The 12397-nt window shown below is 64.2% G+C and carries 12 protein-coding genes and 1 other RNA gene; 10 read left to right on the top strand and 3 right to left on the bottom strand.

The window, feature by feature from the left end:
• Window positions 1-14 precede the first annotated feature (14 nt).
• The 3 genes from DOM32_RS12845 to DOM32_RS12835 are packed head-to-tail and all read right to left on the bottom strand — an operon-like array spanning window position 15 to window position 3216.
• The gene (locus DOM32_RS12845) at window positions 15-1187 is read right to left on the bottom strand and encodes an ABC transporter substrate-binding protein (RefSeq protein ID WP_110635096.1); all 1173 of its coding nucleotides are present in this window, start codon (window positions 1185-1187) and stop codon (window positions 15-17) included.
• Window positions 1154-2548 carry a sensor histidine kinase gene (locus DOM32_RS12840; RefSeq protein WP_244179915.1) on the bottom strand — a complete coding sequence of 465 codons (1395 nt, stop codon included), beginning with the start codon at window positions 2546-2548 and terminating at the stop codon, window positions 1154-1156. The genes DOM32_RS12845 and DOM32_RS12840 overlap by 34 nt, the downstream gene beginning before the upstream one ends.
• Window positions 2545-3216 carry a response regulator gene (locus tag DOM32_RS12835; protein ID WP_338095129.1) on the bottom strand — a complete coding sequence of 224 codons (672 nt, stop codon included), beginning with the start codon at window positions 3214-3216 and terminating at the stop codon, window positions 2545-2547. Before DOM32_RS12835 ends, DOM32_RS12840 begins: the two co-directional genes overlap by 4 nt.
• Before the next feature lie 330 nt (window positions 3217-3546).
• Here DOM32_RS12835 and DOM32_RS12830 point away from each other — a divergent pair, with 330 nt between their 5' ends.
• From DOM32_RS12830 to DOM32_RS12785, 10 genes are all read left to right on the top strand, one after another.
• The gene (locus DOM32_RS12830) at window positions 3547-4533 is read left to right on the top strand and encodes a Bug family tripartite tricarboxylate transporter substrate binding protein (RefSeq protein ID WP_110635094.1); all 987 of its coding nucleotides are present in this window, start codon (window positions 3547-3549) and stop codon (window positions 4531-4533) included.
• Window positions 4530-4976, top strand: coding sequence for a tripartite tricarboxylate transporter TctB family protein (locus tag DOM32_RS12825; protein WP_110635091.1), 447 nt, complete (start codon window positions 4530-4532; stop codon window positions 4974-4976). Before DOM32_RS12830 ends, DOM32_RS12825 begins: the two co-directional genes overlap by 4 nt.
• Window positions 4976-6493: a tripartite tricarboxylate transporter permease gene (locus tag DOM32_RS12820; protein WP_110635088.1), complete on the top strand. Its 1518-nt coding sequence runs from the start codon at window positions 4976-4978 to the stop codon at window positions 6491-6493. Before DOM32_RS12825 ends, DOM32_RS12820 begins: the two co-directional genes overlap by 1 nt.
• 268 nt (window positions 6494-6761) lie before the next feature.
• Window positions 6762-6858: signal recognition particle sRNA small type (gene ffs / locus DOM32_RS12815), an RNA gene on the top strand.
• Window positions 6859-7071: 213 nt separating this feature from the next.
• Window positions 7072-9378: a DNA polymerase III subunit gamma/tau gene (gene dnaX, locus DOM32_RS12810; RefSeq protein ID WP_110635085.1), complete on the top strand. Its 2307-nt coding sequence runs from the start codon at window positions 7072-7074 to the stop codon at window positions 9376-9378.
• A gap of 70 nt (window positions 9379-9448) precedes the next feature.
• Complete coding sequence (locus tag DOM32_RS12805; RefSeq protein ID WP_071231634.1) at window positions 9449-9775, top strand: YbaB/EbfC family nucleoid-associated protein; 327 nt, start codon at window positions 9449-9451, stop codon at window positions 9773-9775.
• On the top strand, window positions 9775-10380 hold the full coding sequence (gene recR, locus DOM32_RS12800) for a recombination mediator RecR (protein ID WP_110635082.1): 606 nt from the start codon (window positions 9775-9777) through the stop codon (window positions 10378-10380). Before DOM32_RS12805 ends, recR begins: the two co-directional genes overlap by 1 nt.
• Before the next feature lie 80 nt (window positions 10381-10460).
• Window positions 10461-11585, top strand: coding sequence for a ribonuclease D (locus DOM32_RS12795; protein WP_110635079.1), 1125 nt, complete (start codon window positions 10461-10463; stop codon window positions 11583-11585).
• Window positions 11585-11875: a YcgL domain-containing protein gene (locus DOM32_RS12790; RefSeq protein ID WP_110635076.1), complete on the top strand. Its 291-nt coding sequence runs from the start codon at window positions 11585-11587 to the stop codon at window positions 11873-11875. The genes DOM32_RS12795 and DOM32_RS12790 overlap by 1 nt, the downstream gene beginning before the upstream one ends.
• Window positions 11876-11941: 66 nt before the next feature.
• The gene (locus DOM32_RS12785) at window positions 11942-12397 is read left to right on the top strand and encodes a YcgN family cysteine cluster protein (protein ID WP_071231642.1); all 456 of its coding nucleotides are present in this window, start codon (window positions 11942-11944) and stop codon (window positions 12395-12397) included.

Raw genomic sequence — 12397 nt, 5'->3', positions numbered from 1 at the left:
CATTTCTGCGGTGCTCATTTTTGCGGTGCTCGGGGGAGCGGAGAGGGGTCGGCCAGTGGCCCGTCGGCGTGGGTCGAGTGGTTCTTGAAGGCCTGTTGCCATTGTTCCAGCAGCGTCTGACGCTTGAGCGTATCCAGCGTCGCCAGCAGTCCGGGGCCGATCTGCACGGGGCGGATCGCCTCTCCCAGTCGCTTGCGCAGGTCCGCTGCGGTGCCGAGTCCGTCGATCGCCGGGTGCACGGCGCCCAGCGTCGTCTGCGTGGCGAGAAGGCGCTGGGCCGGTGCGCTCAGGAGATAATCGATGAAGCGCTGCGCGGCGACGGGATGCGGCGCGTTGCGAGACATCATGACCAGACGTTGCAGCACCAGCGCGTAATCCTTGGGCACGACCATGGCCAGCTCGGGATGTTCGGCCACGTAATCCTGGACGTAGGAGCCGATCAGATTGTAGCCGATCCAGTAGCGCCCCTCGCTGAGCCCCTCGAGCATCGCTGCCGTCGTGGTCTCCAGCTCGCTGTGCGCTTGCCCGAGTGCCTCGACCAGATCCCAGTAGCGGGCAGAAATCCTGGCATCCTCGATGGCGTAGGTATAGCCGGCGCCGCTGAAGCGCGGATCGTAGGTGACTACGCGGTGACTCAGTTCAGCGGATCGCTGGCGCAGCAGGCTCAGGAGTTCGGCGTGGCTTTCCGGCGGGGGCATGCGGGTGGCGAGATCGCGCCGATAGACCATGACGATGGGTTCGAACGTGAAGCCGAACAGCTCCTGACGCCAGCGTGCCCAGCTCGGCCAGGCCTCAGCGGCGGGAGAGTCGACGGGGGTCGAGAGCCCTTCGTTGGCGAGCTGGTATTGCCAGGGCATGGCGGGCGACATGATCACGTCGGCGCGTGGCGCGTCACGTTCCTGAAGTACCCGCGCATGTAGCGCCAGTGTCTCCAGGTTGTGATAGGTGATCGCGATATCCGGGTTCCGTCGATGAAAGTCCGCGAGTAGCGGATACACTTGCGGCGGATCGACGACGCCATAAATGGTCAGTGGCTGGGATGACTCGGCATCAGCGGTGAAATGTAGTGTCCTTGCCTGCGCAGAGGCCGCCACCAGTAGCGTGAGCGCCAGCAAGACGCCGGCGAGATGCCGGATATGGTGTGGCGCCGTCGTCAGGCGTCGGATGAAAAGGTCAGGGCGATACATAGGCCGGGACGCTCGGGGTGGTCGGGATGGACGGCTTGCAGACTCAGGCGGATGTCGTGGGCGCGGGCAATGCTGTCGACGATGGCCAGCCCGAGGCCGCTACCGTCGCCGGTTTCCTGGCCGCGGTGGAAAGGGCGCAGCATCAGCAGGCGCTGGGACTCGGGAATGCCCGGGCCGTCATCGATGACCGCCAGCCGTGGCGGTGTATCGGTGACCTGCACGGTGACCTGGCTGGCGCCATAGAGCGAGGCGTTTTCGATCAGGTTGTTCAGTGCCTCTTCCAGTTGCCAGTCGTTGGCGGAGGCCATCACCGCATGCTCCGGCGCCTCCACGCCGAGGTCGACCCCGCGGCGATGGTGGCGGGAAAACGCCTCCCGCACGCAGCGCCGGGCCAACGCGGTGAGGTCGACGGCTTGCTTGGCCGGCGTCGCTTCAGGGTTGTTGAGCCGGGTCAGCGACAGCAGCTGGCCGGCCAGTCGCGCGGTCTTGGTGGCGGTGCCATGCATGGTGGCAAGCGCCTCGCGCCAGGTTGCCGGATCCGATTGTCGCAGGGCCAGCTCCGCGCGGGTCGAGAGGCCGGCCAGCGGCGTTTTCAACTGGTGGGAGGCGTCACCGATGAAGCGTTCCTGGTTGGCGCGAACGCGGCGCATGCGTGCCAGCAGTTCGTTCAGTGTCTGGCGCAGCTCGGCCAGTTCGCGGGGCAGCGGCAGTTCGAGCGGTGCGAGTGTTCGAGGATTGCGCTGGCGGATGGCACGGCGCAGGCGGGTCAGCGGTTCCAGCGCGAAGCGGGCCGAGAGCAGGACGACCACCACGGCCAGGCCGGCAATGATCACGATATTGACGAGGCTCGCCAGGAACAGCTGGTTGGCCAGCGCCTGCCGGCCTTCGCGTGTCTGCGCCACCCTGACCTCGAAGCGATCGCTTCGATCCCAGCCCTCGAGGCGAGCGCGCAGCACCCCGAGCCGCAGCGGCATGCCCCGGGATGTCACGTCTCCGTAGCTCATCTGGCTGCCGTTCTCGGCGGGCAGCGTGGGGAGCGATCGGTTACCGGTGACGAAGTGCCCATGGGCGTCGTAGAGCGCATAGAACACTCGCTCTTCGGCATCGGTGGCAAGCATCTCCAGCGCCGAGGGGGGCAGGTCCATCCACAGCCGACTCTGCTGCCAGCGAACCTGCTCGGCAATGGAGAGCGATGCCGCGTCCAGCAGCCGGTCGAAGGCGCGATCGGCCGCCTCGCGGGAGGCCAGCCAGGCCTGCAGCAGCATGACGGCGACCAGCAGCGCCAGCGGGCAGAGCAGCCAGACCATCAGGCGTCGGTAAAGACTCAGATGTGACAGGCGCCAGCGTCGCAACGGCGTCACTCGACCTCCAGCAGATAGCCGATACCCCGTACCGTGCGCAGTCTGACGTCGGCCGCCGCGAGCCGGCGACGCAGCCGATGTACATAGACTTCGATGGCATTGTCGCCGACCGCTTCGCCGGCAAAGGCCTCGTCGAGCAGACGTGCCTTGTCCACCGGCTCGCCGGCGTAGTGGATCAGGCACGCCAGCAGGCGGTGCTCCCGCGGTGGCAGCGACAAGGCGGTGTCGTTCAACGTGAAATGCTGGCGCTGGCGGTCGAAGCTCAGCGAGCCGAGCATCAGCGGTTCGCTCGGATCATTCTGACGACGGCGCAGCAGCGCGCGAACCCGGGCTTCCAGCTCGTCGAGCGCAAAAGGTTTGGCGAGGTAGTCGTCGGCGCCGAGATCGAGTCCCTTGACCCGATCCTCGATCGCTGCCCTGGCAGTGAGGATCAGGACCGGCGTTTGTCGATCACGTGAGCGTAGCGCCTCCAGTACCTCGAGGCCGCTGCGATTCGGCAGGTTGAGATCGAGCAGGATCAGGTCGTAGTCATGCTCGAAGGAAAGGCGGTCCAGAGCTTCGCCGCCATCGGCAATCCGTTCGACGCGCTGATTCTCGACGGTCAATGTTTCGGTCAGGGTGCTGGCGAGCAGAGGATCGTCCTCTATCAGCAGCAACTTCAGGGGCATGGAAAACTCCTGCAGGTGAAAGAGACAGAATACCCCGGTGCGCGTCTATGCGCGTTTATCGGATACGCCGGCGCTCGAGGAATCCACTTTCCTTCACCGTTCTTCGTGCGATGAACCAGCGATGGCATCGTCCATCGCGCGTTGGCGGGCGATTGTAAACGAATTGAATATCGGGGCATTGAACTTTAGTCGGCTTTTGCGTTCGCGCCGTTGACCGTTACATGACTTCACCCTAATTTCCGCCCATGGAAACAAAGTTCTACCTTACGGAACTGTAAGGTTGGCGTCAGCGTTAGGGATAACTCCGCTCTATCAGCGAGGAGAATAATCATGTTTGCAAGCAAGACGATCCGTTGGGTGGCCGCTGCAGCGCTGGCCCTGACCGCCAGTGGCGCCATGGCCTTCGAGCCTGCTGGCAAGGTCGAATGTATCGCACCGTCAGATCCGGGTGGCGGCTGGGATTTCACCTGCCGCAGCGTGGGTAACGTGCTCGAGGAGCTGGAGCTCGTACCGGCCAGCGTTCAGACCATCAATATGGCAGGCGCCGGTGGCGGTGTCGCGTTCGCCCACACCGTCAGCAAGCGCAAGGGTGACGACCAGCTGCTGGTGGCGGCCTCGACGGCGACCACGACCCGTCTGGCACAAGGCCAGTTTCCGGGCATGAATGTCGACATGGTCAACTGGATCGGTGCCGTAGGAGCGGATTATGGCGTGATCGCGGTATCCAAGGATTCGCCGTATCACGACCTCAACTCGCTGATGGACGCGATGAAGGAAGATCCGCGTTCGGTCAAGTTCGCCGGGGGTAGCGCCAATGGCGGCTGGGATCACCTCAAGGTGCTGATCGCCGCCAAGGCCGCCGGTGTCGAGAATCTGCCACGCATTCCGTATCTCTCCTACAACAATGGCGGCGAAGCGATGACTCAAGTCATCGGCGGCCACGTCGATGCATTTACCGGCGACATCACCGAAACCCAGGGCTTCCTCGAGTCCGGCGATCTTCGTGTGCTGGCGGTGCTCTCCGACGAGCGTCTCCCGGGCGATCTGTCCAATATTCCTACCGCGAAAGAGCAGGGCATCGATGCGGTCGGCCCCAACTGGCGCGGTTTCTACATGCCGGCCGACATCGACGAAGACGCCAAGCAGTACTGGGTCGATGCCGTCGACAAGCTCTATGCCAGCGATCAGTGGAAGAAGGTCATGAAAAGCAACGGTCTGATGCCGTTCCACCCGGATTCCAGTGAATTCGAAGCCTTCGTCAAGCAGCAGATCAACGATATTCAGTCGCTGTCCAAGGAAATCGGGCTGATTCAATGAGCAAGTTCAACGACCGCGTCTTCGGCCTGGTCATGCTGGTGATCGCCGTGGCCTACTACTACGGCGCCACCCAGTTTCCGGTCCCCTTCGGGGGATCGGAAGCCGTGGGTCCGGAGACCTTTCCCAAGCTGCTGGCCGTCATTCTGGCGATCTGCAGCCTCTACATGATCGTCAAGCCCGACCCCGACAATCACTGGCCCGCCTCGCGCACCTTCGTCGAACTCGGTATCGCCGTGGTGACGCTGATCGTCTACGCGCTGCTGCTCGAGCCGCTGGGTTTCATCGTCTCGACCACGCTGGCGGTCGGCACGCTGTGCTGGCGCATGGGCGCGCGTCCGATCAAGGCGTATCTCACCGGGCTGATTAGCGGTGTGGTGGTGTTCGTACTGTTCACCTATGGACTGGAATTACCGCTGCCGCTTGGCCTGCTGGAGATGAACTGATGGAAACGTTGCACTATCTTTCCCTCGGCTTCGGCGTGGCGCTGCAGCCCGAGAACCTGTTGTTCGCCCTGATGGGGTGTTTCATCGGCACGCTGATCGGCGCGCTGCCCGGTCTGGGCCCGGCCAACGGCGTGGCGATCCTGATCCCGCTGGCCTTCACCCTCGGCCTCAAGCCGGAAACCGCGCTGATCATGCTCACGGCGGTCTACGCCGGGGCGATGTACGGCGGGCGTATCTCGTCGATCCTGCTCAACATTCCCGGTGACGAGCCGGCGATGATGACCTGTCTCGACGGCTACCCGATGGCCCGCCAGGGCAAGGCCGCCGAAGCGCTGGCGATCTCGGCGATCGCCTCCTTCATGGGCAGCCTGATCGCCACCATCGGCCTGATCCTGCTGGCGCCGTTGCTTGCGCGTTTCGCCCTGACCTTCGGCCCGGCCGAGTATTTCGCGCTGTTCGTGCTCGCCTTCGCCACCCTGGGCGGCATCACCGGCAAGAATCCGATGAAGACGCTGATGGCCGCGGCGATCGGGCTGATCATCGCCACGGTCGGGATCGATCTCTCCACCGGCACCCAGCGCTACACCTTCGGGGTGCTGGAACTCTACGAAGGCGTCGACTTCATCATCGCCATCGTCGGTCTGTTCGCGGTATCCGAGCTTCTGTTCTTCATCGAAGAGAAGGCCGGCGCCGGCCGCGAGATGATCAAGGTCAACCCGCTCAAGTTGAAATGGCGGGACATCACGTCGATCTTTCCGACGACGTTGAGAGGCGGTGTGCTCGGTTTCATCGCGGGCGTGCTGCCGGGGGCGGGCGCATCGCTGGGCAGCTTCATCTCCTACACCCTGGAGAAAAAGATTCTCGGCAAGAAGGGTTACTTCGGTGAAGGCGACCCGCGCGGCGTGGCCGCGCCCGAGTCCGGCAACAACGGCGCCTCCAGCGGCGCGCTGGTGCCGATGCTGACCCTCGGCGTACCGGGCAGCGGGACCACGGCAGTACTGTTGGCGATGCTGGTGTCGCTCAACATCACGCCGGGGCCACTGATGTTCACGCAGAATGCCGACCTGGTATGGGGCGTCATCGCCGCACTGCTGGTAGGCAACTTCATGCTGCTTTTGCTCAACATTCCGCTGGTCGGCGTGTTCGTGAAGATCCTGTCGGTGCCGCCGATGTATCTGCTGCCGATCGTGACCATGGTCGCGGTGGTCGGCATCTACTCGATCAGCCACTCGACCTTCGATCTCTACTTCATGATCGCCTTCGGCGTTGCCGGCTACATTCTGCGCAAGCTGGAGATACCGCTGGTGCCGGTCATCCTGGGTCTGCTGCTGGGGCCGGAAATGGAGAAGAACCTGCGTCACGCGATGCAGATCTCCGACGGCGACTGGTCGATCCTGTGGAGCAGCGGCCTGTCGATCGGGCTGTGGCTGGTGGCCATCATCGGTCTGCTGCTGCCGGTGGTCGTGGGGCCGATTCTGCGTCGCCGCATGCAGGCGGCCAAGGAAAAGGTCGGCTGAGCCGAAAGTTGACCTGTTCCATGCCCCGCTCGTTGGAAACGGCGGGGCTTTTTCGTTCTCGGCGAATGGCGCAGAGGTTCGCCGCCATTCTTTTCGAGGTGCTCTCATGTCGAAGTGCTTTCTTTTCGAAGCACTCTAGAAGCCTTCCCGGTTGCCGCAAAGCGATGACGCTGTTATAGTGCCGCTCGCTCGGCAACGTCTTGATGGTACAGGCTTTGTCGGACTTCGATCTTATCGTGTCATCGATGAATCGAGCTATGGTGGCCCTTACCGGTCCTCCCGCAACGCTAAACCGCAAACCCCGCCAGGCCCGGAAGGGAGCAACGGTAGTGGTGGCCGCGTGTGCCGGGATGTGGCTGGTAGGGGCCGCCTCCATTTCTGGCTCTGCTCAATTTGGCCCGCCCTGAATTCGGCGACTAAGTCGCTGCCTCCCGCCTCGTCAGTTTTCTCTCGACCCTGCTAGAATAGCCCGATCATTTCAGGATTATCGACGCTGGCTACGATGTTTCGATCGTGGCGTGCCGATTGCTGACGATCACGTCCAGCCGCGAGCCTATCTGCGAGGAGTATCGCGCCGCATGAGTTACCAGGTTCTGGCCCGTAAATGGCGCCCGCGTACCTTCCACGAACTGGTCGGCCAGGAGCATGTCAGCCGTGCGCTGGTCAACGCGCTCGACCAGGGGCGACTACACCACGCCTATCTGTTTACCGGGACTCGCGGTGTCGGCAAGACGACGCTGGCGCGAATTCTCGCCAAGTGCCTCAATTGCGAGCAGGGCGTGGGCTCCCAGCCTTGTGGCCAGTGCGAGACCTGCCGCGATATCGATAGCGGCCGCTTCGTCGATCTGATCGAGGTCGATGCGGCCTCGCGCACCAAGGTGGAAGACACTCGCGAACTGCTGGACAACGTCCAGTACGCGCCGACCCAGGGGCGCTACAAGGTGTACCTCATCGACGAGGTGCACATGCTGTCGACGCACAGTTTCAACGCGCTGCTCAAGACGCTGGAAGAGCCGCCGCCGCACGTCAAGTTTCTGCTGGCGACCACCGATCCGCAGAAGCTGCCGGTGACGGTGCTGTCGCGCTGCCTGCAGTTCACGCTCAAGAACATGCCGCCGGAGCGGGTGGTCGAGCATCTGACCCGGGTTCTCGAAGCCGAGCAGGTGGCCTTCGATCCGCAGGCGCTATGGCTGCTCGGCAAGGCCGCCGACGGCTCGATGCGGGATGCCATGAGTCTGACCGACCAGGCCATCGCTTTCGGACAGGGCGAAGTGCGCCGGGAAGACGTGGCCGCCATGCTTGGCACGCTGGATCATGCGCATCTGATTGCGCTGGCCGAGGCACTGGCGGACGTCGATGCCGAGCGGCTGCTGGCCGAAGTGGCCGCCCTGGCGGAGCAGGGGCCGGATTTCGCCGGCGTGCTCGACGAGCTATCAGGGCTGATGCATCGCCTGGCGATCGCCCAGATGGTTCCCGGCGCACTGGACAACGGCCATGGCGATCGTGACGAGCTGCTGGCGCTGGCCGGACGCTTCACCGCGGAAGACGTGCAGCTCTACTACCAGATCGCGCTGCAGGGCCGAGGCGATATCGATAACGCACCGGATACCCGCGCGGCGGTCGAGATGACGCTGCTGCGCATGCTGGCTTTCCGGCCCCAGGGTGTACCGACGCCACCGCAGACTGACCTGCCCTTGCGCAAAGGTGCCCAGCAAGGCGGCGGGTCGCCGAGCGACGTGAATCGGACGCCGGCCACATCGACGGCGGAGGCGCCGCAGGCTGCCAGCATCGCTCCTGCGCCGGTGACCGCGCCGGAGCCAACCGCTGCGGCATCGTCGGCGCCGGTCGAGCATCAGGCTCAGTTCGCGGAACCTGCCGATCCCCCTTCGTCTTCCCCGGCCGAGCCGCCCGCGCCCTCCGATTTCGAAGAGGACCGCCCGCCTTGGGCTACCGAGACCGAGGCATCCCAAGCTAAAGCTCCCGCGGTTGATATCGTCCCGGAAGCGGCGTCGCCGGAGCCGAGCGCGAGGCCGGACGAGAGAGTCGCCGTCGCGGCCGAGTCGGGTAGCGCGGCTACCGGTGATGCCAGCGGTTTCGAGGACGCCAGCCGTTTCGACGATCAGGCCGGTTTCAGCGACGAGGCCTACGCCTGGGCGGTCGAAGCAGAAGGGGCCTCGGCACCCGAACTCGGCGACTCGCCGACCGCCGGCTTCGCGGCCGATACGGCGCCGACCTCCGCTCCGGCCGAGCGGGCATCGCAACCGGCCCGGCCAGACTTTCAAAGTGACGGTGTTCAAAGCGACGTTGTTCAGGATGACGGTGTTCAAGGTGTCGGTGTTCAAGGTGACATTGCTCCAGCCGACACGGATCATGCGCCGGCTGACGGATCGGCAGCCGCCGTCGAAGCGGATGCGGTGCCGGCGATGGCCGAGGCGCCGATGGCCGAGACCGACAGCCCGGCGGTGACACAGGACTCGCCGGCGGATGCCGGTCAGCTCACGCACGCGCTATGGCTGGAGCGCTTCGATCAGCTCGATATTGGCGGTCTCACGCGCAATCTCGCGGCTCACTGCGTCATCGAGCATGACGATGGCAGTGCGCTGAGGGTGACGCTGGACCCCGGACAGTCGGCCATGCTCTCCGATCTGCATATCGAGCGCATCACCAAGGCGTTGGCAGGCCTCGGTTACACGCGTCGGCTCGAGATCAGCGTTGCCGAACTGGACGGCACCCGCGAGACGGCCAAGGCCAAGCGTGACCGCGAGGCACGCGAGCGTCACGCACGCGCCGTTGAAGCCTTGCGTGTCGACCCGCATATCCAGGAGCTGGAAGCGCGTTTCGGCGCTCGGCTGATGGAAGGGAGCGTAACCGCCGATCGCGTGTGATCCGACCGGGTATCATGGTTTCGCAAGTTCTTGATTTCGAAAACTATTCCCAATTTAGAAGGAGTTCGTCATGTTCAAGGGTGGCATGGGCAATCTGATGAAGCAGGCCCAGGAAATGCAGGAAAAGATGCAGCAGGCTCAGGAAGAGATCGCCCAGATGGAAGTATTGGGCGAAGCTGGCGCCGGCATGATCAAGGTGACCATGAATGGCCGCCATGACGTCAGCCGCGTCGAGATCGATCCTTCCGTGATGCAGGAAGACAAGGAGCTGCTGGAAGACCTGCTGGCGGCTGCCGTCAACGACGCGTCACGCAAGGTCGAGACCCAGTCGAAGGCGCGCATGGAAGAAGTCTCTTCCGGACTCAATCTGCCGCCCGGGATGAAGATGCCGTTCTGATGAGCTTTTCACCGCTTGTCGAGCAGTTACTGGACAGCCTGCGCGTGCTGCCGGGGGTCGGGCCGAAGACCGCACAGCGGATGGCGCTCCATCTGCTGGAGCGTGATCGCGAGGGCGGACGGCGGCTCTCGGAAGCGCTGGTCCAGGCGATCGAGCAGGTCGGCTACTGCGAGCGATGCCGTACGCTGACCGAAGAGGCGCTGTGCGGCGTCTGCCAGGATTCCCGGCGCGACTCGGCCCTGCTGTGCGTGGTCGAGTCGCCGGCCGACATGCTGGCGATCGAGCAGGCGGGCGGATTTCGCGGCCAGTATTTCGTGCTGCATGGTCATCTGTCGCCGCTCGACGGCATCGGCCCCGACGATATCGGCCTGGACCAGTTGGAGTCCCGGCTTTCCCGAGAGACGGTCAGCGAGATCATCCTGGCGACCAACCCGACCGTGGAGGGGGAGGCCACCGCGCATTACATCGCCGAGCACCTGGTCGGGCGGGAGGCCAAGCTCTCCCGGCTGGCCTATGGCGTCCCGATGGGCGGCGAGCTGGAGTATGTCGATGGCGGCACGCTCAGCCGGGCGTTCCAGGGGCGCCAGCCGTTTTCCTACGAGTAAGGGCATCGGTGGCTTGCCCGCCGAGTCTTCGCTCCGATTTTTCGTAACGCCGGCCATGTGACTGGCCGAGAGGGAACTGAATGAGTTTTGACTATTCGCTGTGTTGGGTCGACACCCCGGAAGGATTGCAGGCCGCTTGCGAGGCGTTGACCACGGCGGATCTCGTCGCCCTGGATACCGAGTTCTTCCGGGAGTCGAGCTTTTTTCCCGTGCCGGCGCTGATCCAGCTGACCGCCGGGGAAATCGTCTATCTGATCGATCCTCAGGCGATCACGGCAAGCGACGATTTGCGGCAGCTGCTGAGCGCCGGCCCGCCGAAACTGATCCACGCCTGCAGCGAGGATCTCGACGTGCTGGCACTGTGGGCAGGAGTGACGGTGGCTCCGCTGGTCGATACGCAGATCGCCGAATCCTTCCTTGGCGCCGACCCGGCCATGGGCTATCGACGCCTGGTCGCGCAGCGTTGCGGCGTCGATCTGCCCAAGGAGGAGACGCGTTCCAACTGGCTCGAGCGCCCGCTCACACCGGCGCAGCTCGATTATGCCGCTCTCGATGTCGTCTATCTTCCGGTGATCTGGGAGCAGCAGCGTCAGGCGTTGGCGACGCTGGGACGCGAGCGCTGGTTCGAGGAAGAATGCGAGGCGTTGAGCCAGGGCCGCGACGCTGCCGCCGGCGAACAGTGGTACACCCGCCATCGCCAGCTGTGGCGCCTGCAGCCCCGGCAGGTCGAAGCGTATCGGGAACTGACCGCCTGGCGCGAAACCGAAGTGCGGCGTCGGGATGTGCCGCGGGGCTGGCTGGCCAAGGATAGCGTGCTCTACGCGATCGCCGAGGCCATGCCGAGCAACCGGTATGAACTGGCCGCCGTCGATGGCGTGACACCGAGTCTCGTCAAGCGGGAAGGGGACGCGATGCTGGGGCTGGTCAAGACGGCACGGCACCGGGAGGCGTCCGAACTCTGCGAGCCGCTGCCGGTGCCGACGTCTCCTGCCTTCAAGTGCCGCTTCAAGGCGCTGAAGCAGGTCGTGCAGACCCGTGCCGAAGCATTGGGGCTGGCACCCGAACGGCTCTCCAACCGGGCGGAAATGGAGGCGGTGGTCACCGCGCATCTCAGACAGATGGATTTGCCGTTGCCGACCGGATGGCGCGGACAGCAGCTATCGGCCGGCTGGCAGCAGGCGCTTGCCGAGCAGGAAGCCGCGTGATGAACGATACCGCCAGGCTCATCTGCGAGATCGTCAAAAGCTCGCGACGGGAAGAAATGTATCTCTATCTCGACAAGGCGCGCGGCATGGCGCCGGTGCCCCAGGCGCTGCACGAGCAATTCGGTCGACCGATTCCGGTGATGACGCTGTTGCTGCGGCCCGAGCGGCCGCTGGCGCGGGTCGATGTGGTCAAGGTCATGGCGGTGATTCGGGAGCAGGGGTTCTATCTGCAGATGCCGCCGCCCAAGGATCCCGAGATGCTGGATCTGTTCACCCGGCGGGATGAATGATCCTGGTCGACCGTGAACCCCATTCTTCCGAAGTAGCCGTGAGCCAGCCATGGCGAGGAGAGTCGTATGCGTGAGCGATTCTGGGAGCGGTTCCCCCTGGAGGAGCTGACCCAGCAGGAGTGGGAGGCGTTGTGCGACGGCTGTGGCAAGTGCTGTCTGGTCAAGATGGAAGACGCCGATACGGGAGACGTCGCCACTCTCAACGTGGCCTGCCGGCTGCTGGACATCGGCAGTTGCCGCTGCAGCGACTATGCGCATCGTTTCGAGCGGGTCCCCGAGTGTACCCAGCTGAGTCTGGAGAACCTGGACCAGTTTCACTGGCTGCCGCACAGCTGTGCCTACCGGCGTCTCGCCGAGGGGCGCAAACTGGCCAGCTGGCATCCGTTACGCAGCGGCAGCGACCGCCGCATGCACGAGCGCAAGATGAGCGTTCGCCATTTCGCCGTCAGCGAAACCGAGGTCGATGATGCCGACTATGAAGAGCACATCATCGACATCATCCCTCTCGACGAGCAACGTTGA

Origin of the sequence: Salinicola salarius (assembly GCF_003206135.1) — a bacterium.
GTDB classification, from domain to species: Bacteria; Pseudomonadota; Gammaproteobacteria; order Pseudomonadales; family Halomonadaceae; genus Salinicola; species Salinicola salarius.
Note: the sequence above shows the minus strand (reverse complement) of the source record. Positions and strands in the feature narration are given on the sequence as shown.

Excerpts from the sequence above, each read along its gene's own strand:
- DOM32_RS12845 (WP_110635096.1), bottom strand. The coding sequence starts at position 1,187 with ATGTATCGCCCTGACCTTTTCATCCGACGCCTGACGACGGCGCCACAC.
- DOM32_RS12835 (WP_338095129.1), bottom strand. The coding sequence starts at position 3,216 with ATGCCCCTGAAGTTGCTGCTGATAGAGGACGATCCTCTGCTCGCCAGC.
- DOM32_RS12830 (WP_110635094.1), top strand. The coding sequence starts at position 3,547 with ATGTTTGCAAGCAAGACGATCCGTTGGGTGGCCGCTGCAGCGCTGGCC.
- DOM32_RS12825 (WP_110635091.1), top strand. The coding sequence starts at position 4,530 with ATGAGCAAGTTCAACGACCGCGTCTTCGGCCTGGTCATGCTGGTGATC.
- DOM32_RS12820 (WP_110635088.1), top strand. The coding sequence starts at position 4,976 with ATGGAAACGTTGCACTATCTTTCCCTCGGCTTCGGCGTGGCGCTGCAG.
- dnaX (WP_110635085.1), top strand. The coding sequence starts at position 7,072 with ATGAGTTACCAGGTTCTGGCCCGTAAATGGCGCCCGCGTACCTTCCAC.
- DOM32_RS12805 (WP_071231634.1), top strand. The coding sequence starts at position 9,449 with ATGTTCAAGGGTGGCATGGGCAATCTGATGAAGCAGGCCCAGGAAATG.
- recR (WP_110635082.1), top strand. The coding sequence starts at position 9,775 with ATGAGCTTTTCACCGCTTGTCGAGCAGTTACTGGACAGCCTGCGCGTG.
- DOM32_RS12795 (WP_110635079.1), top strand. The coding sequence starts at position 10,461 with ATGAGTTTTGACTATTCGCTGTGTTGGGTCGACACCCCGGAAGGATTG.
- DOM32_RS12790 (WP_110635076.1), top strand. The coding sequence starts at position 11,585 with ATGAACGATACCGCCAGGCTCATCTGCGAGATCGTCAAAAGCTCGCGA.
- DOM32_RS12785 (WP_071231642.1), top strand. The coding sequence starts at position 11,942 with ATGCGTGAGCGATTCTGGGAGCGGTTCCCCCTGGAGGAGCTGACCCAG.